This window comes from Corynebacterium sp. CQ3829_602738, assembly GCF_054478435.1.
In genome coordinates this window covers 605212-631291 of record NZ_CM137003.1, presented here as the reverse complement: position 1 = coordinate 631291, position 26080 = coordinate 605212, and the positions used below count along the sequence as shown (strand labels likewise).

The 26080-nt window shown below is 67.1% G+C and carries 24 protein-coding genes; 8 read left to right on the top strand and 16 right to left on the bottom strand.

Going from position 1 to position 26080, the window contains the following annotated elements; translation table 11 throughout:
* Genes ACX1NL_RS03025 through ACX1NL_RS03000 form a run of 6 tightly spaced genes read right to left on the bottom strand, consistent with a single transcriptional unit; the run spans nt 1 to nt 9677 of the window.
* Nucleotides 1-1077, bottom strand: coding sequence for a potassium channel family protein (locus ACX1NL_RS03025; RefSeq protein WP_181889968.1), 1077 nt, complete (start codon nt 1075-1077; stop codon nt 1-3).
* The gene (locus ACX1NL_RS03020; RefSeq protein ID WP_458898571.1) at nt 1074-4385 is read right to left on the bottom strand and encodes an ATP-dependent helicase; all 3312 of its coding nucleotides are present in this window, start codon (nt 4383-4385) and stop codon (nt 1074-1076) included. Before ACX1NL_RS03020 ends, ACX1NL_RS03025 begins: the two co-directional genes overlap by 4 nt.
* A complete protein-coding gene (locus tag ACX1NL_RS03015) occupies nt 4378-7500 on the bottom strand; it encodes a PD-(D/E)XK nuclease family protein (protein WP_458898570.1) in 3123 nt (1040 codons plus the stop codon). Before ACX1NL_RS03015 ends, ACX1NL_RS03020 begins: the two co-directional genes overlap by 8 nt.
* Nucleotides 7501-7517: 17 nt before the next feature.
* Nucleotides 7518-8249, bottom strand: coding sequence for a hypothetical protein (locus ACX1NL_RS03010; RefSeq protein WP_448237320.1), 732 nt, complete (start codon nt 8247-8249; stop codon nt 7518-7520).
* A 10-nt stretch (nt 8250-8259) separates the two neighbouring features.
* Entirely contained in the window at nt 8260-9441 is a 1182-nt protein-coding gene (locus ACX1NL_RS03005) for a DUF3152 domain-containing protein (protein WP_311389822.1), read from the bottom strand.
* Nucleotides 9442-9452: 11 nt separating this feature from the next.
* The gene (locus ACX1NL_RS03000) at nt 9453-9677 is read right to left on the bottom strand and encodes a DUF3107 domain-containing protein (protein WP_194560880.1); all 225 of its coding nucleotides are present in this window, start codon (nt 9675-9677) and stop codon (nt 9453-9455) included.
* A gap of 102 nt (nt 9678-9779) precedes the next feature.
* Between ACX1NL_RS03000 and ACX1NL_RS02995 the strand changes: the two genes are divergently transcribed.
* Both ACX1NL_RS02995 and ACX1NL_RS02990 read left to right on the top strand, forming a co-directional pair.
* Entirely contained in the window at nt 9780-11039 is a 1260-nt protein-coding gene (locus tag ACX1NL_RS02995; RefSeq protein WP_202032306.1) for a DEAD/DEAH box helicase, read from the top strand.
* Nucleotides 11036-12247: an Rv3212 family protein gene (locus ACX1NL_RS02990; RefSeq protein WP_458898569.1), complete on the top strand. Its 1212-nt coding sequence runs from the start codon at nt 11036-11038 to the stop codon at nt 12245-12247. Before ACX1NL_RS02995 ends, ACX1NL_RS02990 begins: the two co-directional genes overlap by 4 nt.
* Before the next feature lie 36 nt (nt 12248-12283).
* Here the strand turns inward: ACX1NL_RS02990 and ACX1NL_RS02985 are convergent, their stop codons facing one another.
* Nucleotides 12284-12760: a hypothetical protein gene (locus tag ACX1NL_RS02985; RefSeq protein WP_458898568.1), complete on the bottom strand. Its 477-nt coding sequence runs from the start codon at nt 12758-12760 to the stop codon at nt 12284-12286.
* 453 nt (nt 12761-13213) lie between these two features.
* Here ACX1NL_RS02985 and ACX1NL_RS02980 point away from each other — a divergent pair, with 453 nt between their 5' ends.
* Together ACX1NL_RS02980 and ACX1NL_RS02975 are read left to right on the top strand one after the other, a co-directional pair.
* Nucleotides 13214-13477 carry a WhiB family transcriptional regulator gene (locus tag ACX1NL_RS02980; protein WP_034997533.1) on the top strand — a complete coding sequence of 88 codons (264 nt, stop codon included), beginning with the start codon at nt 13214-13216 and terminating at the stop codon, nt 13475-13477.
* 84 nt (nt 13478-13561) lie between these two features.
* Entirely contained in the window at nt 13562-13636 is a 75-nt protein-coding gene (locus ACX1NL_RS02975; RefSeq protein ID WP_095066802.1) for a 50S ribosomal protein bL37, read from the top strand.
* Nucleotides 13637-13713: 77 nt separating this feature from the next.
* On the opposite strand, the gene ACX1NL_RS02970 is transcribed toward ACX1NL_RS02975, so the two are convergent.
* From ACX1NL_RS02970 to ACX1NL_RS02960, 3 genes are all read right to left on the bottom strand, one after another.
* Nucleotides 13714-15054, bottom strand: a complete 1341-nt coding sequence (locus ACX1NL_RS02970) for a zinc metalloprotease (RefSeq protein ID WP_458898567.1) — start codon at nt 15052-15054, stop codon at nt 13714-13716.
* 534 nt (nt 15055-15588) lie between these two features.
* Nucleotides 15589-15867: a mycothiol system anti-sigma-R factor gene (locus tag ACX1NL_RS02965; protein WP_181889960.1), complete on the bottom strand. Its 279-nt coding sequence runs from the start codon at nt 15865-15867 to the stop codon at nt 15589-15591.
* Entirely contained in the window at nt 15867-16505 is a 639-nt protein-coding gene (locus tag ACX1NL_RS02960; RefSeq protein WP_181889959.1) for a sigma-70 family RNA polymerase sigma factor, read from the bottom strand. The genes ACX1NL_RS02965 and ACX1NL_RS02960 overlap by 1 nt, the downstream gene beginning before the upstream one ends.
* Nucleotides 16506-16550: 45 nt before the next feature.
* On the opposite strand from ACX1NL_RS02960, the gene ACX1NL_RS02955 reads away from it, so the two are divergent.
* The gene (locus ACX1NL_RS02955; protein WP_392398581.1) at nt 16551-17015 is read left to right on the top strand and encodes an aminoacyl-tRNA deacylase; all 465 of its coding nucleotides are present in this window, start codon (nt 16551-16553) and stop codon (nt 17013-17015) included.
* Nucleotides 17016-17032: 17 nt separating this feature from the next.
* Here the strand turns inward: ACX1NL_RS02955 and ACX1NL_RS02950 are convergent, their stop codons facing one another.
* Nucleotides 17033-17695, bottom strand: coding sequence for an SOS response-associated peptidase (locus tag ACX1NL_RS02950; RefSeq protein ID WP_458898884.1), 663 nt, complete (start codon nt 17693-17695; stop codon nt 17033-17035).
* Between the two features lie 22 nt (nt 17696-17717).
* Between ACX1NL_RS02950 and aroA the strand changes: the two genes are divergently transcribed.
* Nucleotides 17718-18989: a 3-phosphoshikimate 1-carboxyvinyltransferase gene (gene aroA / locus ACX1NL_RS02945; RefSeq protein WP_458898566.1), complete on the top strand. Its 1272-nt coding sequence runs from the start codon at nt 17718-17720 to the stop codon at nt 18987-18989.
* Nucleotides 18989-20014: a ribosome small subunit-dependent GTPase A gene (gene rsgA, locus ACX1NL_RS02940; RefSeq protein WP_239356814.1), complete on the top strand. Its 1026-nt coding sequence runs from the start codon at nt 18989-18991 to the stop codon at nt 20012-20014. Before aroA ends, rsgA begins: the two co-directional genes overlap by 1 nt.
* On the opposite strand, the gene ACX1NL_RS02935 is transcribed toward rsgA, so the two are convergent.
* Nucleotides 19988-20491, bottom strand: a complete 504-nt coding sequence (locus ACX1NL_RS02935) for a DUF6912 family protein (RefSeq protein WP_181889955.1) — start codon at nt 20489-20491, stop codon at nt 19988-19990. The genes rsgA and ACX1NL_RS02935 overlap by 27 nt on opposite strands.
* Nucleotides 20491-20904 (bottom strand): HAD family hydrolase, encoded by a 414-nt coding sequence (locus ACX1NL_RS02930; RefSeq protein WP_181889954.1) that lies wholly within the window; start codon nt 20902-20904, stop codon nt 20491-20493. Before ACX1NL_RS02930 ends, ACX1NL_RS02935 begins: the two co-directional genes overlap by 1 nt.
* 155 nt (nt 20905-21059) lie before the next feature.
* On the opposite strand from ACX1NL_RS02930, the gene ACX1NL_RS02925 reads away from it, so the two are divergent.
* Nucleotides 21060-21497: a hypothetical protein gene (locus ACX1NL_RS02925; RefSeq protein ID WP_458898565.1), complete on the top strand. Its 438-nt coding sequence runs from the start codon at nt 21060-21062 to the stop codon at nt 21495-21497.
* Between the two features lie 27 nt (nt 21498-21524).
* Here the strand turns inward: ACX1NL_RS02925 and secA are convergent, their stop codons facing one another.
* The 3 genes from secA to ACX1NL_RS02910 all read right to left on the bottom strand — a co-directional run bounded on the left by secA (nt 21525) and on the right by ACX1NL_RS02910 (nt 26078).
* A complete protein-coding gene (gene secA, locus ACX1NL_RS02920; protein WP_458898564.1) occupies nt 21525-24083 on the bottom strand; it encodes a preprotein translocase subunit SecA in 2559 nt (852 codons plus the stop codon).
* Nucleotides 24084-24263: 180 nt separating this feature from the next.
* Entirely contained in the window at nt 24264-24956 is a 693-nt protein-coding gene (gene hpf / locus ACX1NL_RS02915; RefSeq protein ID WP_458898563.1) for a ribosome hibernation-promoting factor, HPF/YfiA family, read from the bottom strand.
* Nucleotides 24957-25451: 495 nt separating this feature from the next.
* Nucleotides 25452-26078: a ComF family protein gene (locus ACX1NL_RS02910; RefSeq protein WP_458898562.1), complete on the bottom strand. Its 627-nt coding sequence runs from the start codon at nt 26076-26078 to the stop codon at nt 25452-25454.
* Between the last annotated feature and the right edge of the window lie 2 nt (nt 26079-26080).

Below are 26080 nucleotides of genomic sequence, written 5' to 3'. Positions count from 1 at the left end.
TTAATCCCGGTTGGTGATCGCGCCGTTCATGCGCACGTACAGCAGGCGATCGCCCGGCTCGACCGTCTCCGCCTCGGGGGAATCGATGCGGTAGAGCTCGCCGGAGCGCACCACGCCCAGCACGATGTCGGCGAGGTGGCGGGGGTTCGCGCCGACCTCGTCGTCAGCGATCGGGCGCTCCGCAACCGCGAAGCCCTCGTCCGGGCTGAGCAGGTCTTCCATCATCTCCACCACCGGCGGGGTCACGGTGGCGATGCCGAGCAGGCGGCCCGCGGTTTCGGAGGAGACGATCACCGAGTCCGCACCGGACTGCATGAGCAAGTGCTGGTTCTCGCCTTCGCGCACGCTGGCCACGATCATCGCGCTCGGCGCCATCTCGCGCACCGACAGAGTGATCAGCACGGCGGTGTCGTCCGACGACGGCGCCACGATCACAGACCGCGCGCGGCTGATGGCGGCCACGCGCAGCACGTCCGACTTGGTGCCGTTGCCGTGGACGGTGATCAGCCCGCGCTTCTCGGCGACGGTGAGTGCGGCCGGGTCCGGGTCGATGACCACGATCGAGGACGGCGACGCGCCGCCGGCGATCAGGGCGTCGATTGCGGAACGGCCCTTGGTGCCGTAGCCGATGACAATAGTGTGGTTACGCACGCTATTCCTCCACTGTTGGATCTGGAGTGTCTTGCGGGAATCCTCCGTGAGCACCGACAAGGTGGTGCCGACCAGGAGCATCAGGAAGGCCACGCGGGCCGGGGTGATCAGAAAAATGTTAATCAGGCGGGCGGACTGCGTCACCGGCGTGATGTCGCCGTAGCCCGTGGTGGACAGCGTCACCGCGGAGTAATACAGCGCGTCGATGAACGTCAAAGGTTCGGAGTAGCCGTCCCTGTCCAAGTACGCCACGAACGCGACGGCGACGATGAGCAGCAACGCGTAGAAGAAGCGGCGCGCGATCAGCGACCACGGGGTGGCGCGCGCCGCCGTGGGGATGTTCACAACGTCCAGCAAGCTGTGCACCGGGATCTCGGTGAGGTTGGTCGCGTCTGCGCGCAGCGACAACAGACTCCGAAGCTTCATCCCTGCCGCTCCTCGCTTTCTAGTGCAATGTCTTCGCCGGGCGTGCCGGTGCCCGCGCCTCCGAGCATTGTCTCGAGCTGGTCAAGATCCGGCAAGGCGCGCGGCGCGAACGTCTCGCCCGTGCGCACGTAGAAAAATACCGCCCGCACCGGCTTGCCGTCACGTGCGATCCGGCGCCACGCCTCGCGGTAGACCGAAAGCTGCAGCTGGGCCGATTCCATCGCGTCGCGGCCTGGCTTTTCGCCAGTCTTCCAGTCCACCACGACCCAACCGTCATCGTCGGCGAACACGGCGTCCATGCGCCCGCGCACGACAGAATCGCCCAGTGCCAGCTCGAAGGGGTGCTCGACGTACTCGGGTGTGCGCCCGGCCCACTCGCTGGCCTCGAAGTTGCGCTTCAGCCGCTCCAGGACTTTGCGGTCAACTTCTGCCTCGTCGTTACCCGGCAGCTCGTCTTCTGTCAGCAGCGGGCGTGCGCCGTAGAACTGCTCCAGCCATTCGTGGAACGCGGTGCCGCGCTTGGCGTAGGTGTTCGGCTTGAATGGCACAGGGCGGCGGGCACGGCGGGCGAACTGCTCCGGGTCCGCCTTTAGCGCCACCACGTCGGAGGCGGTGAGCTCGCCAGGCATAACCACGGGCACGTCCGCTGCCTGGGCGGCGTCGTGCTCCTCAATCAAGGCTGTGGCGTCGCGCTCCCAGAGCGAGAACAGCTCGCCGTCGGCGTAGTCCGGCAGCGCGTCCATGGCGGCGCGGACCGCTTGGGCGGCCGCAATGTCGCGCGGCGTGGGCGCGTAGTGAGGCCAGCGGCCGGATTCCGGCGCGGCCGTCTCCTGCTTGGTTTCTTCTGTGTCTGCCTCGGGCGCGGTGCCGTCGTCCCACACCACCACGCATTCCTCCGGCACCCGCTCGCGCATGGCGGCGAAGTGCTCGTAGGGCTCCGCCTCGCGCTTAACACTCTCGCGGCGGCGCGAGCCGGTGACGATGAGTTTCTTCCCGGAACGGGTCACCGCCACGTAGAACAGCCGGGCGGCCTCCTCGGCCAGATCCCCGGCCACCTCCTTGAGCCAAGCCTTGCCGGCTTTTTCAAAGTCCGAGCGGTTTTCCACGTCCGCGAAAACCGGGTAGACGTCCGGGTCGCCGAACGTTTCCGTCGGAAGGAAGCGAGGGAAGGTGAGGAAGGTTTCCGTCTTGGACTTGTACGTTGCCGCGTCCGCGTGCAGCACCGCCACGGTGTCCCACTCCAGCCCCTTGGCCTTGTGCGCGGTGAGGATCTGCACCCGGTCCTCCTTCACCGCCACCGATCCCGGGGCCAAGCCGTCCTCGAAGCTGCGGGCGAGCTCGAAGAAGTGCAGCAGCCCGTCCAGGCTCGCGCCCGGGTACGCGGCAACCTCCTCAAGCAGGCGGTCCAGGTGCACCGCACCCGTGGCGGAGCCGCGGGCGAGCACTTCGGTGCGGATGCCGAAGACGTGGATGATGTCGGCGAACAGGTCGCTTAAGCGCTTGCCCAGGCTGTGGGTGCGCAGCCAGCGCAGCTTCGCCGCGGTGTCCCGCATGCGCGCGAGGCCTTCCTCGCTGTAGCGCTCCGGCTCGCCCAGGTCTGCCAGGGCGTCGGTGAGTCCCTCGGGTTTGTCGGAGCTGGCGGAGATCTCTGCGGCGCGGGCCACGAGCTCTTCCAGCTGGGCGTGCAGGTGCTCCGCCGCGTCCGCCGGGGCGGCCTCCGGCGGGGCATCAACGCCCGAGCCGTGCAGGTTGTTCGCGCGCGACGCCAATGCCTGCAGGTCAGCCAGGCCAAGGCCGACGGCCGGTCCGCCGAGGACGCGCAGCGCGGCGGCGGTGTCGTCCGGGCGCACCAGCATCGTGGCGATGGCGACGGTGTCGGCGACCTCCGGGACGTCGAGAAGCCCTGCAAGTCCCACGATTTCGTAGGGCACCCCACGCTCCTCCAGCGCCGCCGCGAGCACTGGCGAGTGGCGGTTCTTGCGCACCAGCGCGGCCGCGGAAAGCGCGCGTCCTTCCTGCGCCGCCGCCCGGTATTCCTGCGCAAGCGCGTCCGCCACGTAGGCGATTTCCGCGTCCTGGTCCGGGAAGAAGCCCAGGGTCACATCACCCGCATCCGCGGCCGGCCGCGCCTGCAACGCGGCCACCGCCCTGTCCTCGGCAGTGCCAAGCACCGCGTCGGAAACGCCGTTGGCCAGGTCCAGCACCTCAGGCGGGTTGCGCCAGGAGGTGGTCAGCTGCTTCTTCGGCGCCGCGCCTTCGGGCGACGGGAAATCCTCCACGAACGCGGCCAGGTTGGCGGCGGTCGCGCCGCGCCAGCCGTAGATCGCCTGCATCGGGTCGCCCACTGCGGTCACTGTCAGCGACGGGTCCGCGCCCTCACCGAACAGGCTGCGCAACAGCACGCGCTGCGCGTGCGAGGTGTCCTGGTACTCGTCCAGCATGACCACGCGGTAACGGGAGCGCTGCGACTCCCCCACCGTCTGGTGGTCGCGCGCCAGCTTCGCCGCCACGGACATCTGCTCGTTGAACGTGACCACGCCGCGGCGGCGCAGCTCCGCCGCCAGCTCCTCCACCAGCGGCAGCATGTTCACGCGTATTTCCTGCTTGGAGCGCCATTTCGTGAGCACCTTGGTGAACTCCACGCGGGCGCGCGGAGCCATGGGGTACGACTCGGTTTCTGCGAGGAAGTCGTGCGCGTGCTCGCGCACCCACTCGGGCGAGGCCAGCTCGTTGCCCATCGCCGTGGTCAGCGCCAGCAGGTCCTCCACCACGGTGGACAGCGACGGGTTGGAGCCCAACTCCGTGATCAGCCCACCGGAGTAGTTGACCACCACGTCGGTGGCAATGGCGTGCAGCTCCGCATCCGTGATCAGCCGGGCGTCCGGCTCCACCGGCACCAAAAGGCCGTACTCTCGGATCAGCTCGCCGGCGTACGAGTCGTAGGTGGACACCGAAGGCGCGATCACCTCCAGGTTTTTCGCCAGCTCGCCGGACGGGTCGAGGCGGCGCACCAGGTCGGTGTTGGCCGCGAGCGAGCCCAGCCGGTCCCAGATGCGCTTGCCCATCTCCTGAGCGGCCTTGCGGGTAAACGTCAGACCCAAAACCTCATCCGGCCGGGCGTAGCCGTTGGCCACCAGCCACACCACGCGCGCGGCCATGGTTTCGGTTTTGCCCGCACCTGCGCCGGCAACCACCAGCAGCGGGCCGGGCTCCGCGCCGATCACGGCGGCTTGCTGGTCTGTCGGCGGGTATTGCTGCCCCAGGTAGCGCGACAGCAGCACGGGAGACATCGGGGTGGGGTTAGACATGGTGGATCGTCGCTCCTTCCGGCTGGATCGGGCACAGCGCTCGCACAGCGCAGCGGTCGCACTGCGGGCCGACCACGGCGAGCAACGTCGGTCCTGTGGTTTCCTCGGTCAGCCCGTCGAGCGCGACGGCGAGCGCGGCGAGCTCTTCGCTGGTTTTCGCAGCCTGCTCGCGGGTGCTCAGCGTGGTCTTGTTGGCGTTCGGGTACACCAGCACCGCCCCGCCCACCGAAAGCGCCTTCGCACCGTCGCGCGCGGTGACCACCTTGCCGCCGTCGAACTCGCCGTGCGCCAGCGCCAGCTGGTAGGTGGCCAGTTGGGGGTTGTCCGCGGTGGCGTCCACGGTCGGCGGGTACGCGCTCGTTTTCAGGTCCACAATGTGCACCGCGCCGCTGCTGTCGCGCTCGAGGCGGTCCAGCCTGCCGCGAATGCGCACATTGTCACTGACCTGGACGTTCACGTCCGCTTCCACCGCGACCTGCTCAAACGCCCCGCGGCTGGCCTGCAGCCAGCCGTGGGTGCGCTCGAGCATGGCCCGAAAGTCCGCGATGTCGCGTTCAACCTTCCACTCCGGGGCGTTATCCGCGGCCCGGCGCGCCGCCACGGTCGCATCCAGCGCCTCGGCGGCATCCATGCCGTTGCCCAGCGCTTCGAAGTAGGCGTGCGCCATGGCACCGTAGATCATGTCCAGCGATTCATCCAGGCCCGACATCCGTTCCAGCACGGCCTGCATGGGGCATGCGAGCAGCTTTTCCACCCGCGACGGTGACAGCGCCGGCGAGACCTCGAGCGGTTCGCTTGTGGACGGCTCCGTGGTCGTCCACCACTGCTCCGGGTCCGCGCCCAACACGCCGGCGGCTGCTAACCGCGCGAGTTGGCGGGACGCCTGGCTGCGCTGTGCCTCTGTGGATGCAGGGTCTGTCAGCGCGCGGCGGAACTCGGCGATCAGGTCGTCGTGCGCGAGCACGCGCACCACTGTGCTTCCGCCCTCGGCCCCAGCGGCAGCGCCCGCACTCTGGCCGACGATCCGGGCGGCGTCCGCGGACGTGCCCGCGATGCGCACCTCGCGCGGCTGCACCTTGAAGTCGCGGCAGAACTCCTCCACGAAACGCGAGCGCTGCTCCACTTCCTCGCCGTCGTCGCTTTCTACGGCGGTGACCAACAGCTGCTCCGTGGCGCGGCTGGCCGCCACCGTGAACAGGCGGCGCTCCTCCACCAACCGCTCGTTGATGTGGGAAACGGGCACACCGGGGTCCACGTCCTTGTCGATGAGGTCCACCAGGTCTTCCTGGCGGAACAGCGACCCGGTCTCCCCCAGGCTCGGCCACGTCAGCTCCTGCACGCCCGCCACGACCACGCGGCGGAACTCGCGGCCAACCGCTCCGTGTGCGGTGAGCAGTGCTGCGGCGTCCGGGGTGGCGTTGCGGCGGTCGCGCACGCCAGTGGGCAGCTCCTGCTCGGTGATGGACGCGACGAAGGATTCGATGCCCGCGCTGGGCCTGCGCTCCGTGTGGTCGCCCGCGGCGTCAAACAGCGCCATCACGGCGTCGAGGTCCCGGTCCGCCTGCGAGCCGGTGGCGCCGCCGCGCAGCGCGGACGCCAGCAGCCGGTTGGACAGCCCCGTGGCGTGCCAGAGCGCCCACAGCACTTCCTCCACCGTGCCGCCGCCTGCAAGCGCGCTGCGCCCGGCGTCGAGCACGTCGCGCACTCGGTGCAGGATGTCCAGCTCGCGGTCCGTGAGCACGGTGCCGAAGTCCGGGAGCGCGGTCGGGGTGGCCAAAAGCTCGCGCAGGCTTTCCTCCGCGCGGGTCTCCGGCGACCAGCGGCGCAGGCCGCGCAACAGCCTGCGCAGCGTCACCGGGTCTGCGCCGCCGACCGGGCTGAGCAGCAGGTCGCGCCACTCGGTGGCCGAAAGTTCCTCGTACAGCGCGCGCACTCCGAGCAGCAGGGCCGACACAATGCGCTGCTCCCCCAGCACCAGGTCGGTGGGGTTGAGCGAAACCGGCACCCCGGCGCGCAGCAGCGCGCGCCGCATCGGCTCAAGCAGCGGCGTGGAGCGCACCACCACCGCCATGTCGCGGTAGGCCACGCCCTCCTCCAGGTGGGCGCGGCGAAGCGAGTCCGCCACGAGCGACAGCTCGGCCGCGCTGGAATCTGCGATCGCGGCGGACCGCACAGGCGTCCTGCGGGTGGCGCCGAGGTCGATCACCTCGTGCTCCAATCCGCCGAGGTCCTTGAAAAACGCCGGGGAGGCGCCGCGGAAGTGGAACACGGACTGCTCCAGATCCCCGCCGACGACGCCGAGGTCCGCCTGCTCCAGCAGCCGTTGCACCAGCGCCGCGGATGCCGGCGCCAGGTGCTGCGCGTCGTCCACAATCACGGTGTGCCACGTGCGCGGCAGCTCCACCTCCAAGGCGGCCGCAATCAGCTCGGATGCCGAGAGGCGGTGCGCGCCGGACAGCGCCATCACCTGCTGGTACTCCCGCAAGAAGTCGCCCGAGGCGGACCAGATGCCAATGCCGTGGCGCTGGCCCAGCTCCACCAGGTCCTCCGGGCCCAGGCCGCGCTCAATGGCGCGCAGCAGAAAGTCCCTCAACTGCCGCGCAAAACCGACCATGGGAAGCGCCGGGCGCAGCTCCGCGGGCCAGGTGCCGCCGCCGTCTTCGGCGTGGCCCTGCAGCAGCTGGCGGATCACCGCGTCCTGCTCCGCGCCGGAGATCAACCGCAGCTCCTCGTCCATCTGCTGTCGCACCAGCGCGAACGCGAGCGAGTGCACGGAGCGCACCACCGGTTCGTCGGAGACAAACCCGGAAGCGGCCAGCGTGTCCGCCAGCTCCGCGCGCAGCCTCGCGCCGGTCTCCTTCGAATCGGTAAGCACCAGTACCCCGCCCGGACCGTGTTCCGCCTCGCTGCCCGCGTGCCTGCGCATCGCGGCCGCGGCGGTGTCCAGCAGGAAGCTCGACACCCCGGAACCCGGCTCACCGGTGACCTTGTACAGGCCTTGCTGGGGCAGCTCAACCGGCCATTCGCGCCGCGTGTCCGGTCGTGTGCGTGGCACGAGGTAGGCCTTCGGCTCGAGTGCGGCCGGGGGCACGGGAGAGGGTCTGGTGGAAGTCATGCCGTTGATTGTGTCACTCACTCCGACACGAGCGCCCGACCAACCCCCTCAGCTATCGAACGTATGTCCGAACCTGCAGCTCTCGCGCAGGCCAGGCGGTACTCCAGCGCGCGCCGCGCCAGCCCCCGCAGCCCCGGCACGTGCGCCCACCGGTCCAGCACGGCAGCATCGCAGGCCTTCGCCAACAGCCCGTCCACAATCACCAGCGCCGCGGTAAAGCCGCGGGGGCGTTTGCCTGAAGACGGCACAAGGTCCGTCAACGTCGGCACCATATCCCCGGAAAAGAGCAGGCAGGACGCAAAATCCATGTGCGCCACAACGTCGTCTGGCTGCGGCGTGTAGTCGCGCCACACCGCGCGCTCTGCCGTAGCGAACGCGTCGCCGCGGTCCGCCGCCGGCGCCTCGACCCCGGCCATCGCCTCGTCGTAGCTCAGGGCGGCGGACACGGCCTCGTCGATACGCGCGCGCACCTGGCCCTCAACAAACTCGCTGGCCTTGAAGCCACCGACGACCAAGCGGCCGTCAGTGGCGCGCACCGGGCGCGACACCGCGATGCCCGCCCCGAACTCGCCGGCATGATCGCGGGCCTTGCCGGACCAGGCCGCAGTGTCGCTGGCCTCGGAGACCACCACCCGGCCGAAGCGCACGCCGTTGTCCCACTCCGGGCCTAAAGGGATGCCCGCGCGGCCGTCGAGCTGGAACGCCGACAACACATGTCCGGGGATCTGCTGTGCCGTTTGCTCTGCCACCTACAGCCTCCTACAGCGCCGCGGGGCGCGGGTAGGGCCACGGGTTCGGCCGGCAGGTGTCCGGATTGTCCGGGTAATTGTCCTCCGGGCTCATCTCCCGCAGCTGCGCATTGTTCAGGCTTAAGGTCTGCTGCATCATGATCGGCGCCAGCGCGTTCGGCTCCGGACACGGCACGTGCTCCGCAAAGCCCACGGCGTGGCCCACCTCGTGGTTGATCAGGTACTGGCGGTAGCTGCCCAGATCACCCTGGAACGGCACGGCGCCTCGCACCCAGCGCGACTCGTTGAGCAGCACCGTGTCCTCGCCCGTGATGCGGGTGCGGCAGCTGGTCTCGGTGCCGATCTGCACGCCGCACAGCTCCGCCGTGGTGTCCAAAGAGGTCAGACGGATTTTCAGCGACGGGTCGTCGTTGACGCTGACGTGCTCGAAGCGGAAGCGCGGGTCGTTGATCCAACCGCGCGGATCGCTCAACGTCGCGTCAACCATGTGCGCAAACGCCTCATCCCCGCCGTAGCCCGAGGTGTCGATGCCATGCTCGACCTCCACGGCGAAGCGCACCACCAACTCGGTACCTTCGCCTGCGGTCATGCCTGGAGCACCCACTTCGTAGAAGGTGCCGGCTCCGGTGGTGGTGTACGGCCCGCCCGGCGGCAAGTTGTGCGGATCAAACTCGCCTTCGGCGATCTTCGCCGGCTCCAACGGCTCCACACCGCCGTCCGGGTCTTCCTCGCGCTGCGCGGGCGAAGACGCTGCGGATTCCTCCTCCTCAGCAGAGGAAGCGGTGGAACCAACGGCCAGGTCCTCCGGGTTTTGGAACATGTTGATCAGCACAAAGACCGTGATCACGGCCAGCACGGGGATGGCGTAGGCACGCCAGCCGTACTCCTGCGCAAACGCGGCGAGCTTGCCATCACCAGCCTCGGCGTGCTTCGAGGAGGTTTTGGGCCCCCATGAGGCACCGTGAAGCTTGGCGCTTTTGCGCGTGCGCTTTTCGTCACTGCGACGGCGCGGGCGCGCGGGCTCCGAATCTTCGGATTCGAGATCCCAGCTATCGAACCAGTCGCCGAAATCATCGTCGCCGGTTTCACGGGCGCCGAATTCGCCATCGCCAGGGCGGCGGTGCGCCCCGTGGCCGCCCCCGGTGGAGCCGCCGCGGGCGTCCCGCTCATGTGCGCCGTGCCGTTGTGCCATAAATGCGTAATTTAGCGCATGAACCCGACGGATCGGGCTGCGGCAGTACCCTGCTCCACGTACACAATGCGGTCGGTGCGGATGAGGTAAACGCGGCCCTTGTCGTCCTCCACCTTCAAGGTGGCCTGGCCACCGTCAATAGCCTGCTCAACGGTGGCGATGATGTCGTCCTGGCCCTCCGGCAGCTTGATCGTCAGTTCGCGGGGGCTGTCTGCAAGACCGATCTTGATATCCATGGCGCCATTGTAACGGCCTGTAGTTAAGATAAACGCGTGCCCTATTCAGCTGAGAGTGAACACAACCGCGCCTCAACTGGCGCCCCGGCTGGCGACAAATCGCTGCCGCCGACGTTTGTTCAGCTGGGCGTCGCCGCTGAAATCACCGATGCGCTGGCGCAGCGCGGCATAGTGCGCCCCTTTTCCATTCAGGAGCTCACGCTGCCCCGCGCGCTGGCGGGCCGGGACATCATCGGGCAAGCCCGCACCGGCATGGGCAAGACGTTCGGTTTCGGTGTCCCGCTCTTAGACCGCGTGTTTGACGACGCCGACATCGACGAGCTCGACGGCACCCCGCGCGCGCTGGTGATTGTGCCCACCCGCGAGCTCGCCGTGCAGGTCGGCGACGACCTCGCCTACGCCGCCTCCGAGACGCCGGTGCGCGTGACCACGATTTACGGCGGCCGCCCGTACGAGGACCAGATTGCGGCGCTGGAAGCGGGCGTGGACGTGGTCGTCGGCACGCCCGGGCGCCTGATTGACCTGCACGAGCGCGGCGACCTCACACTATCCACCGTGGCGATTCTGGTGCTCGACGAGGCGGACGAGATGCTGGACATGGGCTTCTTGCCCGACATCGAAAAGCTCTGGGCGGCGGTGCGCGATGACGCGCAGACGATGCTGTTTTCCGCCACCATGCCGGGTCCGATTCTTTCGCTTGCGCGCGCGAAGATGAACACTCCGGTGCACATCCGCGCCGAGTCCGCCGACGCCCCGCGCACCCACGACACCACCCGCCAGGTGGCGCTGAAGTCCCACCGCATGGACAAGCCCGAAGTGGTCGCGCGCATCCTCCAGGCCCGCGGCCGCGGGCGCACCATCATCTTCGCCCGCACGAAGCGCTCCGCCGCGGAGCTTGCGGAAGACCTCGCGCAGCGCGGCTTTACCGTCGCCGCGGTCCACGGCGATCTTGGCCAGCGTGCGCGCGAGGCGGCGCTCGATGCTTTTCGACGCAGCTCGGCCGACATCCTCGTCGCCACCGACGTCGCCGCCCGCGGCATCGACGTCGAAGACGTCACCCACGTGATCAACTTCCAAACTCCGGATGACCCGATGACGTACGTGCACCGCATCGGCCGCACCGGCCGCGCCGGCAAGAACGGCACCGCTGTCACGCTGGTGGGCTACGACGAGGTGCGCAAGTGGGAAGCGATTAACGACGAGCTGTCGCTGGGTGCCCGCGAGCTGCCGGAGTGGTTCTCCACCTCGCCGGAGCTGCACGAGACCTTGGATATCCCGGACTCAGCTACAGCACGAGTGGGACGCCCGCGTAAAGTGCTCGGGGCACGCCCAGCACGAGCCTCAGGAAGGAAACGGCGATGAATTCTCCCCTGCGTCGCACCCGCGGCGACCTGATCGCTACCGGAGTGATCGCAGGTGTCTCAGCGCTGCTGCTGGGCACCGCCTTTTTCACCGCCCCCGCGCGCGACGCGCACCTGGATTCTGCCCAGGAAGAACACCAGGACTACGGGCAACTCGCCGTGGTGCCGAAGTCTTTCAGCGAAGGCTTTTCCCTGCCGGACACGTCCGGCCGCGACCAGCCGCTGGTGGCCAGCGGCATGGTGATCACGTACAACGACCACACGCTCACCGCCACTACCCCGGAGGGTGAGACGGCGTGGACGTACGAGCGTCCCAACGAGCTGTGCCTGGTGGACCAGGCCTGGGGCAAGGTTGTGGCCACCTACCGCGACAACGCGGGCTGCGGCGACGTGGTTGCCATCGACGCGAAGACCGGCAAGTACGCCGGCACCCGCTCGGCTAGCGCGCCGGACAACGTGGTGCGCTTGGCGTCGAACGACCGGGTGGGCTACGCCAGCTCCCAGCGCGCCGAGGTGTGGCGCTCCGACCTGGTGCGCACCGTGGAATACGGCTATGTGGAGGCGAAGCAGGAGCCGGACATGCAGCCCAACGAGTGCACCATCACCTCCGCGCTGACCCGCACGGAGCTTGTGGCCGTCACCGAAATATGCGACGACGGCGCGTATTTGCGCCTGCAGGAGGCCACGCCGGAGGATTCGCGCAAGCCGGAGGTTGTGGCCAACATCGAGATCAGCCCGGACGCGTACTTGGTGTCCATCTCGCAGGATGCCGCTGCGGTCTACGACCCGACGACCTCCGAGGTCCGCGGTTACGACAAGGAGGGCACCAACATCAGCTCCTCGTCAGTGCCGCAGATGGACAGCCCCGAGCTTGGCCCAGACGGCATTGTGAAGAATCTGCCTGTGGCTGACCTACCACACCACATGACGTACTGGGAGAACAACTCCCTGCTGCTGATGGAGCCCGCGGCGCTCGCCGTCACCGGTGTGTTCCAGGGCGCGCTGGGCACGGGCTTTTCCGCCGGTGAAAAGCTGCTCTACGCCTCCGACAGCGGCATTGCCGTGGTGGATTGGGATAAAAACGCCGTGGACAAGATCATCCCGGTCGACCGCGGCGGCTACAGCGGCCCGGTGCACATCTCTTCCGCCGGTGCCACCGTGGTGGAAAAGCGCGGAGACGAAGTTGTTGTGTTGAAGGCCAACACCTAAACAAACGGCCTTACCCCCTCCCCCTAGCGCGGCGCTCTACTGGGTGCGCCGCGCTTTGCGTTGCGCGTAGCGCGCCTCGTTGTACTCGCGTGTGGCCGGGTGGAAGATGCCGATGAGCGCGAGCACCGCGGACGCCAGCGTCGCCGCGCCCAGCAGCGGCACGCCGCCGCGGAACATGTACACGGCCACGCCCGCCAGTATCGCTTCCACCAGCACGATCGCGCCGGTGGCGCGGGGGTTGCCTTTCAGCGTGCTCACCGCGGCGTAGGCGATGTAGCCGAAGATGATCGCAAGGAACGTCGCGGTGCCGATGTTGACGTAGTTCGCTGCGGGGGAGTCCGATTCCAGCGTCGATGTGTGCTCGGTGAACTGGGAGACGATCAAAGAGGCCGCGTAGATGAACATCGCGGCGCACTGCAGAAGCACCACCACTGCGCTGAAACGCATCACTGCGGGCACGGTTCCATGCGCAACTTCGGACCTATTCGGGGCGGGGTTGTTGTTGGTTTCCACATCGAAGCAGTCTAGGCCCCACCGGCTTGCGCTCCCATTTGCGTTGCGCGATTTGACGGTAGCCTATCTCGAAGGGTGCTAGCCTTTCTGCAGGTCACATTGCTTGTCGACGCCCTCCGGACGCACCCCGCACCCAACCCCGGCCGACGAAAGCAGTGTTAGATTCTATGATTCCCGTCACAATTTGGCACGCACCCCTAGCGCGGTGTAGGTGAACATGCCATTATTTCCGGGTAGCAAAAACAACGGGCTGGTTACACAGCCCTTAACCCTAAGCCACCACAGGGTTAACGCCCGGTAAACCGGAAGACGGGTCCCGCATCCAACGGGACACTCCGCCCGGCACCAGGAATCAAACTTCGTTTGCAACGCATCTGCCAAATGCGGGTGTTTGTGGTGCGCACGTAATTGCACATGGATTCAACCCACACCATTTAAAGGAGAGTCACCATCATGGATTGGCGCCACGAAGCTATTTGCCGCGACGAGGACCCGGAACTGTTCTTCCCCGTCGGTAACTCCGGCCCGGCCCTGAGCCAGATCGCACAGGCCAAGCTGGTCTGCCACCGCTGCCCCGTCACCTCCCAGTGCCTGAAGTGGGCACTGGAGACCGGCCAGGACGCCGGCGTCTGGGGCGGCCTGTCCGAGGAGGAGCGCCGCGCGCTCAAGCGCCGCAACAAGGCCCGCGCCCGCAACCGCGCACGCCTGTCGGCGTAAAACTCCGCCGGATTACCTTGCCAGCAGTGCAGGGCTATACAGTGGAACATCTGTAACCGGTACCCATATTCAAAGGAGGCCCCCATGAGCAAGCGTGGTCGCAAGCGCAAGGACCGTCGTAAGAAGAGCGCGAACCGCGGTAAGCGCCCCAACTCTTAAAGCGCGGTAAAACGAAGTAGCAAGCGGGCCCTTCCCATTTCGGGAAGGGCCCGCTTGTTGGTTTCTACCTCTTGCTCTTAGCGCATTGCGAGGAATGCTGCGCCGATGCCCAGGGCTGCCAGGGCTGCGACGACACCGCCGATGATGGCCGCGACGTTGACCTGGCTGTCAGCCTGCTTGGGAGCCTCAGCCTTGGCGGGCTTGACCTCAACCTTGACCTTGGCCTCGGCTTTCGCTTCGACCTTCGGATCGTCCTTCACCGGCTGCTCCGCCTTGGCGGGGACGACACCCGGCTGAGCCTCGGCCTCGGCAGCCGGCTCGTCGGCGATTTCCTCGGCCGGGACCAGCTCGACCATCTCGTGCACGTCGGCAACCTCGACAGGCTCCGGCTTCTCAACCTCGACGACCTCCTCCGGCTGCTCGATCTCCTCGACCTCAGCCTTGTCGGCGATGTCAACGCGGGCGCCGATGGACTCGGCGTAGGCGCCGATGCGGGTGTTGGCCATCTGGAGCTTGTCCCAGTCCGCCGGAACGAAGACCTTGCCTGCCGGGGTGTCGGCGAAGTAGCCCTGCTCGGAGTAGTTGAAGTAGTCAAACTGATGGTCGTAGTTCATCACCGACTGGTAGCCGGCCTGCATCGGGGAACCTTCCACAATGTCGCGGACGAACTCTTGTGCGCCCCAGTGGCGCAGACCCAGGGTGTGGCCGAACTCGTGCAGGATGGTGTTGCGCACCTGCTCGTCGTTCGCACGCCCGCCGGGGTTGGCGACGTAGAAGGAGCTGTCGCCCACCAGCGACAGGCCCGTGGCGTTGGAGCCGGCGCGCATCCGGTCGCCCAGCACACCGGGGCGGAAGATGTTGGCGCGATCCCCAAGGTTGTTGATGGTGTTAATGAGCTGGAACGCCTCAAACTTGCTCGGGTCGAAGTACGAGTCGCGGTACTCCAGCGTCTCGCCGCCGTGGACGTCGGAGTAGTTAGGGATGTTGGTGTAGTGCTCGCCGGCATCGATGTGCAGGCTAATGCCGTGGTCGGCAAACAGGTCCACTAAATCATCCAGGCTCTGCGTCGACGGGGCGTAAGAGGTGCGGTTGGCGCTAGCGCACTCGCGGGCAGCAGACGTGTCGCAGCCGAGGGTGTCGTATTCGGAGGCCATCCAGTTCAGCTGGAGGAAGACATCCGGGCGGTTAGGGTCGGCACCCCAGTCCGGCAGGGGGATTTCCGTGCCGTCTGCGAGGACGACGCCTTGCTCTTCCCAGATGTCGGGCAGGCCGTCGCCGTCGGAGTCAACGAGGGTGGCGGTGTTGGTCAGCACCGGTGCGAGCTCGATCTCTTGGGCGGCGTGTGCGACGTCGGCGCCGGAGATGGCGATGGCTGCGGCAACCGCTGCGGCGATGGTGTTTCGGAATGCTGCTCGCATCTCGGTGACTCCTTGGTGTGCGTTTTTCTCTTTGTGACATCCCCGAGTTTATGCACCGAATATGCGCAGGTAAACCGCTCGCCGCCAGGCTGAAAAATACCCTAAATCGTTGAACATTCCGTCCGGATTGTTCAACGTTTCCACGCGTTCCTAGCTGCGGATTGTTCATCAATCTGCCCGCGTGATCCGCCGTTTCGTCAGCATTGTTCAACGATCGAACTGCGATCGCGCGCGGATGGTTGAACAATCCGTCAGTACTGCATTTTATGCACGCTAAGGTGTTTTCCAGCATGGATCCCGGCAATTTTGCGTCTACCTGCATGTTTGGATTGCATACACAACTCATGCACTCTTATTTTCCCCGGGTTTCCCCTCAGGGGTGTAGCAAAACCCCTGGATTGTTCAATGATCCGCAGATTGTTCAGCAATCCGGAAACCCCCACTACCCCCGCTTTTACCCCCGATGCGGCGGCAAGGGGCCGTCGCAAAGCAAAAAGCCCGCAACCTACGGGCTGCGGGCGGGAAACAGAGGCCTTATCTATAGCGGACTTCGGTGTAGCTCACCGTAGTAATGGAGGCGATGATGCGCTGGCGCAACGGCTCCGGGGCCTTCGCGGGGCCGCAGCACTCGCGCACCATCGCGCGGACGTCGCGCTCAGACTGGGCGACGGCCAGGCACTCCGGGCAGGACGCCAGGTCGTTCTTGATCTCCTCGCGGCGCTCAGGCGCAGTGTCGGCATCGAACAGCTCGCACAACAAACGGTGGGTGGCGTCGCAGCCGTGAGCGTCGGTGTGGGTGTGTCCGGTGGACATTACTTCTCCTTCGCGTCCTGTTTGCCGGCGGCATCCGCCATGTCAGCGTGGTCGAGGCCGATGCCGCGTTCCTTCGCCACGTCCTTCAACATCCCGCGGAGCTGTTTTCTTCCCCGGTGCAGCCGGCTCATCACGGTGCCGATGGGAATGTCCATCACATCCGCGATCTCCTTGTAGGCCATCCCCTCCACATCCGCGTAGTAGACCACCATGCGGTAGTCCTCGTTCAACGCGTTGAGCGCCTCCGAGATCCGCGAGTTCGGCATAGCTTTCAGCGCCTCCACCTCCGCGGACTCCAGGCCGGTGGAGTCGTGCGAGCTGGAGGTGTAGAGCTGGTTGTCCGTCACCTCGTCCGCGGAGGTTTCCAGCGGGCGGCGCTGCTTCTTGCGGTAGGAGTTGATGTACGTGTTCGTCATAATCCGGTACAGCCACGCCTTGAGGTTGGTGCCGGGGGTGAAGCTGCCGAAGTTTTTGTAGGCCTTTAAATAGGTCTCCTGCACCAGGTCCTCGGCGTCCTGCGGGTTGCGCGTCATGCGCAGCGCGCCGCCGTACAGCTGGTCCAAAAGCGGCATCGCTTCCTCGTTGAAGCGCGCCTTCAGGTCATCGCTCACGCCTGCGTCTGGCTCGGTTTCGGGCATGTGAGCCATTGTAGGGCCACCTTCTGCGCGCGCTACCCTGTGGCCATGGCCGAGAAGACCCGCGCATTGACGGCACTGAAATGCACCGACCACGAGGTGCTCACCTACTCCCCCAGCCAAGACCACTTCGGCGAGCATTCTGCGGCCGAGCTCGGTTTGGATCCGGCCGCGGTGTTAAAGACGTTGGTCGTCGCCCACGAGCGCGATCTTGCCATCTGCTGCGTGCCGGTGGCCGGGCACCTTTCCTTAAAGGCCGCGGCGAAAGCGCTCGGCTGGAAGCGCGCGGAGATGGCAGATCCGGCCAAAGCGCAGCGCGCTACCGGCTACGTCGTCGGCGGCATCTCTCCGCTTGGCACGATGCACAAGCTTGCAACGCTTATCGACGCCTCCGTGGCCGACCTGCCCGCCGTCACCGTCTCCGCCGGCCAGCGCGGCCTGTCCGCCCGCCTCGCACCGCGCGACTTGGCGGAGCTGACCAGGGCGGAGTTCGCGCCAATCAGTGCTCCGTAGCTTCGGCGCCCGCGGCCTTAGCGGGCGTCGCCCATCAGCTCGGCGTAGTCGTTTCTGGTGTTGCCCACTTCCTGGGCCGCCTCGTTCCACACCAGGGTCTCCGCCACGCGCGAAGGATGCACCAGCTCCAGCGCCTCGTCCGGGGTGCCGTCGACCCAGGTGCGGATCTCGTCTTCGCGCAAAAACAGCGGCAGGCGGTGGTGCAGCCACGCCATGTTCTCCGTGGCCTCGGTGGTGACCATGGTGGTGGAGAGGCGGTCCAGCCCCGTCTCCCACAGCGCGGCGGCGTAGAGCATGCCGTCTTTCGGGCGCACGAAGTACGGCTGCTTGCCGCTTTCCGTCTGCTTCCACTCGTAGTAGCCGTCCAGCACCATCAGCCCGCGCCGCGCCTTGAACGCGCTGCGGAAGGACGGCTTCTCGGCCACCGTCTCGCCCCGGGCGTTGAACAGCGGCGGGCCGGTCTCGTCCTTCTTCCAGGTGGGCAGCAGGCCCCACCGCGCGGCGTCGATACGCGCGGCACTTTCCGCAACCCTGATCAGCGGCACCTGCTGGGTGGGCGCGATGTTGTAGCGCGGCGGCGGGGTGCCGTCCGGGGCCTCAACTTCCGCGATGCCGGGAAGGCCCGCCACCTCTTGGACTAGGTCGTCGCCTGACGTGAAAAGAACGAATCGTCCGCACATGCCCTCCATTATCATGACTTCCATGACCGAAATGTGGCCTGCGCCGTTTCACCCCAGCCCGATCACCCACACGCAACAGGTGCCCGGGTCCAAATCCATGACCAACCGCGCCTATATTTTGTCGGCGCTCGCGGCCGGCCCGTCCACCATTGTCGGGGCGCTGCGCTCTCGCGACACGGACCTGATGGAAGATGCGCTGCGCGCCATGGGCACCGCCATCGAGCGCGACGGCAAGTCCATTCGCGTGTCCCCGGGCAAGCTGCGTTCCGCCGAGGTCGACTGCGGGCTGGCGGGCACCGTGATGCGGTTCGTGCCGCCCGTCGCGGCGTTCGCGGATGGGCCCGTGCTTTTCGACGGCGACGCCCACGCCCGCAAACGCCCCATGTCCACCATCCTGGACGCGTTGCGCGCCCTGGGGGTGTCCGTGGCGGGCGACGCGCTGCCGTTTACCGTCCACGGCACTGGCCGCGCCGAGGGCGGCCCGGTGGAGATCGACGCGTCCGGCTCCTCCCAGTTCGTCTCTGGCCTGCTGCTCGCCGCGCCCCGGTTCGAGCGCGGCGTGCAGATCCGCCACACCGGCGGCACCCTGCCGTCGATGCCGCACATCGAGATGACGGTGGCAATGCTGCAAGACGCGGGCGTGAAGGTGCAGGCCACCGCCAGCTCCTGGTCCGTGGAGCCGCAGGAAATCCGCGGCACGCACTGGGAGATCGAGCCGGACCTGTCCAACGCCGCGCCGTTTTTGGCCGCCGCGGCGGTCACCGGCGGCGAGGTGCGCATCCCGCACTGGCCGGTGACCACCACCCAGCCGGGCGCGACCATGCAGTCCATCCTGGAGCGCATGGGCTGCGAGGTGGAGCTGGAGGCCGCCGGCGCCGGCCACACCCTGCGCGTGCGCGGCCCGGAGGCCGGCAACTTGCGCGGCATCCGCATCGACATGAGCGACATCGGCGAGCTCGCCCCCACCGTCGCCGCCATCGCCGCCTGCGCCACCACGCCGAGCGAGCTGACCGGCATCGCCCACCTGCGCGGCCACGAAACCGACCGCCTGGCCGCGCTGTCGCGCGAAATCAACGGGCTGGGCGGAAACTGCGAGGAGCTCGGCGACGGGCTGCGCATCACCCCGACCCGGATGCGCGGCGGGGCCTGGCACACCTACGACGACCACCGCATGGCCACCGCCGGCGCAATCATCGGCCTGGTGGTGGGCGGTGTCGAGGTGGAAAACATCGAGACCACCGCCAAGACGCTGCCCGGGTTCGCCGACATGTGGGCGGAGGTGGTGGCGCAGTAATGGGCCGCAGCTTCGCCGACTACGACGAGTCCGATGTGCGCGTGCGCCCCGGCAAGGGCTCGCGCCCGCGCTCGAAGAACCGCCCCACGCACGACGACGCCGAGTTCGGCCTCGTCGTGGCCAAGGACCGCGGCCGCTGGGGCGTGGTGCTCGATGATGCCGGCACCCGCCTGCAGTGCACCCGCGCCCGCGAACTCAAGCGCACCTCCATCGAAGTGGGTGACCGCGTCGGCGTGGTCGGCGACACCTCGGGCGCGAAAGACACCCTCGCTCGCATCGTCAAACGCGAGGAGCGCACCTCGGTGCTGCGCCGCACCGCGGACGACACGGACCCGTATGAGCGCATCATCGTCGCCAACGCGCAGCTGATGCTCATCGTGGTCGCGGCCGCGGATCCGCCGCCGCGCACCGGCTTTGTCGAGCGCGCCCTAATCGCCGCCTTCGTCGGCGGCGTGACTCCGGTGGTGTGCGTGACCAAGACCGACCTCGCGGACCCCTCCGACTTCGAGCGCGAGCTCGAGGCCATGGGCGTGGAGGTGCTGCGCACCGGCGTCGAGGACGGCGTGGAGCAGTTGCGCAAGCTTATCGACGGGCACGTCTCCGCCCTCATCGGCCACTCCGGCGTGGGCAAGTCCACCTTGGTCAACCGCATCGTGCCGGACGCGGACCGTGAAACCGGCGAGGTCTCCGGCGTGGGCAAGGGCCGGCACACCTCCACCCAGTCCGTGGCCCTCGAGGTCCCCGGCGGCGGCTGGATCATCGACACCCCCGGCATCCGCTCCTTCGGCCTGGCGCACGTCTCCCCCGAAGAAATCGTGGACGTGTTCCCGGACTTGGAAGAGGCGGCGCAGCGCTGCCCCCGCGGCTGCACGCACTTGGGTCCCCCGGCGGATCCGGAGTGCGCCTGGGACGAGCTGGACCCGGCCTCCCCCGTCGGCCGCCGGGCCGCGGCAGTGCGTGGCCTGTTGGCTGCCCTGCACTCCAACAACGAGTGGGAGCTAAAGCAGCTCGACGAGCACCGGTAGCTCGCTCGGGTCGTAGAACGCCATGTAGTTGTCCTGGGCGTCGCCCACGGCAAGCTCAGCGTCCTCGTCGCCCAGGTCGGCGGCGTCGATGACCTCGATCGCCTTCGCGGTGGCCTCCTCGGCCTCCGCGATGTCCACGTGGATCGCGGCGATGTCCTCGAAGTTCACCGGCGCGGACAGCTTCACCACGGACTCGCCCATTTCCGGATCCGGGGTGGCCTGGGAATCCGGCACGTCCGCGGAGACCACCACGCGGCGGTGCGGGTGGCGCTCCTCATCGCCGATGGCCAACAGGCGGATGGACGCCATCGCCGCGTCGTCGAACGCCACGGCCTCGATCTCCTCCTGGTCGCCGGAGGTGAAAAACTCGTGCAGCGCCTCGGTGGCCGCGAACGCCCAGCCGTTGCGGGCGTGGATCAGGCGGTTGTCCTCCAGCGCCGCGAGCATGCCGAAGGTGGCGGGGATGTAGACGCGCACTAGAACTCGGCCTCGACATCGAACAGGGACTGGATCTCCACCGCGGTGCGGTCGATGGCGGTGTGCAGGATGCCGATCATGTTGTATTCGACCGCGGCGCGGACGTTCATGATGTCGTCGTCGATCATCACGCAATCGTTCAGGTCCACCCCGATCGCGTCGGCCGCGGCCTGGAACGCGGCGCGCTCCGGCTTTTCCGCCCCGATCTCGCCGGAGAGCACAACAGCGTCGACCACGCCGCCGAATTCCCACTCGCGGATCTTTTCCGCCATCTCGCCGTCGCCTTCCTCGTTGGAGAGGATGCCCACGGCGATGTCCTTCGCCTTCACCGCTTCAATGAGGGTCTTCCAGCGCTGCTCGTCCTCTGCACCGGTGTCCAGCACTCCTGCGTAATCGATGATCAAGCCCTGCAAGGGTTCCCTCTTTCGTTGGTTGCGTCGCGGATGCCTACTGTAGTGAGCACACCCTTTACACGGGCGGCTGCGAACGTGGACAATACTACCTACCCCGCGCAGCGCCCGTCCCCCTCCACCACGCATTCCCGCTCAGTTGAGGGAGGACACCCGCCATGTACTACACCGCCCCAGGGCACCGGCACGTGCAAGTGCTCGTGCCGCAGCTGAACCGGAGCCCAGCCGTGCTCGGCCGGCTCATCCAAGCGCGCAACTCCGAGTCCGCGGCTCCGCCGCCGAACACTGCCGCCGAGATCGAACCGGTCGTGGCGGAAGCGCTCAACGCCGCGCTGAGCAAACACCGCGCCACGTCCATGATGGCGTGGCGCTTCGCGCCGGCGGTGCGCGCCCACATCCGCGCCCGGCAGCACGCGGCGGCGCTAACAAACGCACCAACAAGCACCGCCCCCGCGGCGGACAGGCTCCAGGTGGTTACCTGCCACGCCCGCGAGGGCGGTGAATTCTTCGGCACCGTCGAAACTCAAGACGGCACCAGGAGGGCCTACGCCGCGAAAATCTGCGACGGCAAGCTGGTCTCCTTCAAGGTGCTTTGAGGCGGCAGCTCGTCGACAAGCAATTTGCTAGACGACGGTCGAGCCGCCCGCCTCAGCCTGCTCAGCGTCCTGCGTCTCAAACTGCTTGCGCATGGTGAACAGCTGGCGCACGGTCTCCTCCTGGACGGCCTCGTTCATCGCGTTGAACATGTCGCCGCCCTCCTTCTGGTACTCCACCAGCGGGTCGCGCTGCGCCATCGCGCGCAGGCCGATGCCCTCCTTGAGGTAGTCCATCTCGTAGAGGTGCTCGCGCCACTTCGTGTCGATGATCGGCAGGATCACCATGCGCTCCAAGTTGCGCATCTGCTCCTCGCCGCCAATCGACGCCACGTTTTCCTCCAGCTTGTCGTACTGGGCGTTCGCGTCGTCGAGAAGCGCCTGGCGCAGCTGCTCCGAGGTGAGCTCGCCGGCGCGGCCGTACTCGTCGCCGTCGATGAGCTCCTGCGCGCTGACCGTCGGGCCGTACAGGGAATCCAGCGCGTTCCACAGGCCGTCGAGGTCCCAGTCCTCCACGTAGCCATCGGCGGTCGCGCCGTCGACGTACGCGCCAATGGTGGAATCGATCATGCGGCGCACCTGGCCGGCGATGTCCTTCGAGCCCAGGATCTCCTGGCGCTCGCGGTAGACCACCTTGCGCTGCTCGTTGAGCACCTCGTCGTACTTCAGCACGTTCTTGCGCATCTCGAAGTTCTGGTTCTCCACCTGGGACTGCGCGCCCTTAATCGCGTTGGAGACCATCTTCGCCTCAATCGGCACATCGTCCGGCACGTTGAGACGGTTCATCATGTTCTCCATGGACTGGCCCACGAAACGCACCATCAGCTCGTCGCGCATGGACAGGTAGAAGCGGGACTCGCCCGGATCGCCCTGGCGGCCGGAGCGGCCGCGCAGCTGGTTGTCAATGCGGCGCGACTCGTGGCGCTCGGTGCCGATGACGTACAGGCCGCCGGCTTCGCGCACCTCGTCGCCAAGCTGCTGCGAACGCTCCTTGGCCGCCGGGAGCTGCTCGTCCCACGCCTCCTGGTAGCGCTCCGAATCCTCCAGCGGATCCAGGCCCTGGGCTTGCAGCTTCGCGTCCAGGAGGATCTCCGGGTTACCGCCGAGCACGATGTCGGTGCCGCGGCCGGCCATGTTGGTGGACACGGTCACCTTGCCCGGCAGGCCGGCCTCGGCGATGATGCGGCCCTCTTCCTCGTGGTACTTCGCGTTGAGCACGTTGTGCTCCACGCCCTTGCGGGTGAGCAACTGCGACAGGTACTCGGAGCGCTCCACCGAAGTGGTGCCCACCAGTACCGGCTGGCCCTTCGCGGCGTGTTCCGCGATGTCCTCCGCCACGGCGGCGAACTTCGCCTCCTGGGTCTTGTAGATCAAATCATCGCGGTCCGCGCGCTGGTTCGGGCGGTTCGGCGGGATCTGGACGACGTCCATCTTGTAAATCTGGTGCAGCTCCGCCGCCTCAGTCTCAGCGGTACCGGTCATGCCGGACAGCTTGTCGTAGAGGCGGAAGTAGTTCTGCAGGGTCACCGTGGCCAGGGTCTGGTTCTCGTTTTTGATCTCCACCTGCTCCTTGGCCTCAATGGCCTGGTGCATGCCCTCGTTGTAGCGGCGGCCCGCCAGCACGCGGCCGGTGAAGCCGTCCACGATCATGACCTCACCCTGGCGGATGATGTAGTCCTTGTCGCGCTCGAACAGCTCCTTCGCCTTGATGGCGTTGTTGAGGTAGCTGACCAGCTGCGAGTGCTCCGGGGCGTACAGGTTGTCAATGCCCAGCTGGTCCTCGACGAACTCCACGCCCTCCTCGGAGATACCCACGGTGCGCTTGCGCTGGTCCACCTCGTAGTGGATGCCCTCGCGCATGCGCGGCGCGAGCTGCGCGAACACGTTGTAGAACTGGCTGGATCCGTCCACCGGACCGGAGATGATCAGCGGGGTACGCGCCTCGTCGATGAGGATGGAGTCCACCTCATCCACGATGGCGTAGTTGTGGCCGCGCTGGACAATGTCGTCGACGGAGCGCGTCATGTTGTCGCGCAGGTAGTCGAAGCCGAGCTCGTTGTTGGTGCCGTAGGTGATGTCCGCCGCGTACGCCTTCTTGCGCTCGGCCGGGCGCATGTCGGACAGGATCACGCCCACCTCAAGGCCCAGGAAGTGGTGGACACGGCCCATCATCTCGGCGTCACGCTTGGCCAGGTAGTCGTTCACCGTGACAATGTGCACGCCCTTGCCGGACAGGGCGTTGAGGTACGCCGGCAGCACAGACGTCAGGGTCTTGCCTTCACCGGTTTTCATCTCGGCGACGTTGCCGAAGTGCAGGGCGGCGCCGCCCATGATCTGCACCTTGAAGTGCTTCTGGCCGAGCACGCGCCAGGAGGCTTCGCGGGCGGTGGCGAACGCGTCGAGCAGGATGTCGTCCAGGCTCGCGCCGTCTGCGATCTTGTCCTTGAACTCGGCGGTTTTGGCCTTGAGCTCCTCGTCGGTCAGCGCGGCGTACTCGTCGTCGAGCGCCATGACCTGATCGGCGATCTTGGCAAGGCGCTTTACGGTGCGCCCCTCACCGGCACGGAGCAGCTTTGACAGTCCAAACACGTGTGCAAAGTCCTTTACTGATGGATTGACAGGGCCAAGGTGATACAACCGGCCATTGTACGCACGCCTCCCGGGGTATAGACAACCCCATAGGCACAAATGCCTAACGACGAACCCCGCCCCAGCCCAGAACCATAAACAGAACTGAGCCGGGGCGGAGTTTAGTAGCTTGAGCTGCGGTTACTCCGCGTCCCCCTCCGGAGCGAGTTCGATCAAGCCGTAATCGTAAGCGTGGCGGCGGTACACCACTGCCGGACGGTTGGTCTCCTCATTGACGAAGAGGTAGAAGTCGTGGCCCACCAGCTCCATCTCGCTGAGCGCATCGTCCACGCTGCGCGGGGCGTTGGAGTGCACCTTGGAGCGCACGATCTGGCCCGGGACAACGTCCTCGACCTGGTCCTCGTACGGGTCCACGTCGTACTTGCCAGTTTCCTTCGCGGCGCGCTCCTGCTCGGCCTTCGCGTCCGCCTCCATCTCTGCGGCGATCACGCCGGTGCTCTTCGGCGCGCGGTGGCCCGACATCGCGATGTTGCGGCGTGCCTTGACCTTGCGCAGAGAGCGTTCCAGCTTGTCCACCGCTGCCTCGAGCGCAGCGTAGAAGTTCTCCTCCTTCGCCTCAGCGCGGGCCAGGTGGCCGGAGCCGGTGGCGGTGATCTGGATGCGCTCCGCCTCCGACTCGCGGCGCGGGTTCTTCTCGTGCTTCAGCTCCACATGGAACGACTTGAGCGTCGGATCAAGCTTTTCAATCTTGGCCAGCTTGCCGTTTACTCGTTCCTGGAAATGCTCTGGGACCTCGACGTTTCGCCCGGTGATGGTGACCTGGGCTTCCGGGCTCAGCGTCTCTTGGTTCGGGTTACGGTCTGCAGACGTCATCTGCGTCCTCCCTTGCGGTAGTAGGAACTGTGTCCATCACCACTATACAACTGGTTATGACCAATTCGGCCGGTTTTATACAACGCTCGCTTAGGGCGAACTTTCTCGGGTGGGCCGCCGGGGGCTCTAGCGGGGCCGCCAGCGGTGTCGCTGTCCTGACACTTCACGGCTGAATCTGTCAGGCCGGCGCTTGATGCCCAGGTCGGCGAAAACGGCTGCCGTAATCTGTCAGGAATCCGCCGGCCCCGCATTGATTCACCGGCTAGTGAATAGATTCCGCTTGGGAATTTTCCGCCCTGGGCAAAGTGAACAAATACGCCCGCGGATCGGGATGTGTTCACCCGGACGGGTGGGGCGAGTGAACAAATGCCCACGCCCTGACACATTGCGGCTGAATCTGTCAGGCTGGCCCTAAATCCCCAGGTCGGCACAAATGGCTGCCGTAATTTGTCAGGAACCCCTGGGAATCTGCTCGGCTCGAACCACCAGCGCCGGCTACGCCGCGCAAAGGGCCACGCACGCGGCAACGTCGGCCCCGCGCGAGAGCAGAAGCGCGGTGCTCGCCTGCATCGTCGCGCCGGTGGTGACCACGTCGTCCACGAGCACAACCCGGCCGGCGGGCACGCCGGAAATCTGCACGCGCCCTGAAAGGTTGGCCCGTCGCCCGGCTTCGTCGAGGCCGGACTGGTCCGCCGTCCGCGGGTCCAGACGCAAAACGGGCGCGACCCGCCTGCCGGTGGCGCGGCAGACCTGCTCCACCGGGTCGCCGCCGCGGGCCCGGGCAGAGCGCTCCCTCGTGGGCGCCGGCACCAGCACCGCCCCAACCGGGATCTCGCCGCGCGCTTCCAGGTAGTCCAGCGCGGCCGCGAGCACTGCGCCGACGTGGCGACGCACCGCCAGGTGGTTGCGCTCCTTCATGGCCAGGATCACCCCGCGGTGCGGGTCCGCGTACGGCCCGAGCGCGAACACCGGCGCGTGTGGGGTGGTGTTGGGAAAGACGCGCTGCGGTGGCGTCGCCAGGCCCGCGCGGCACGCGGGGCACAGCAGCTCCCCCGGCGCGCGGCAGCCCGCGCATCGCCGCGGCAGCAGCAGCTCGCCCACCTGACCGAACAATTCCCCCATGC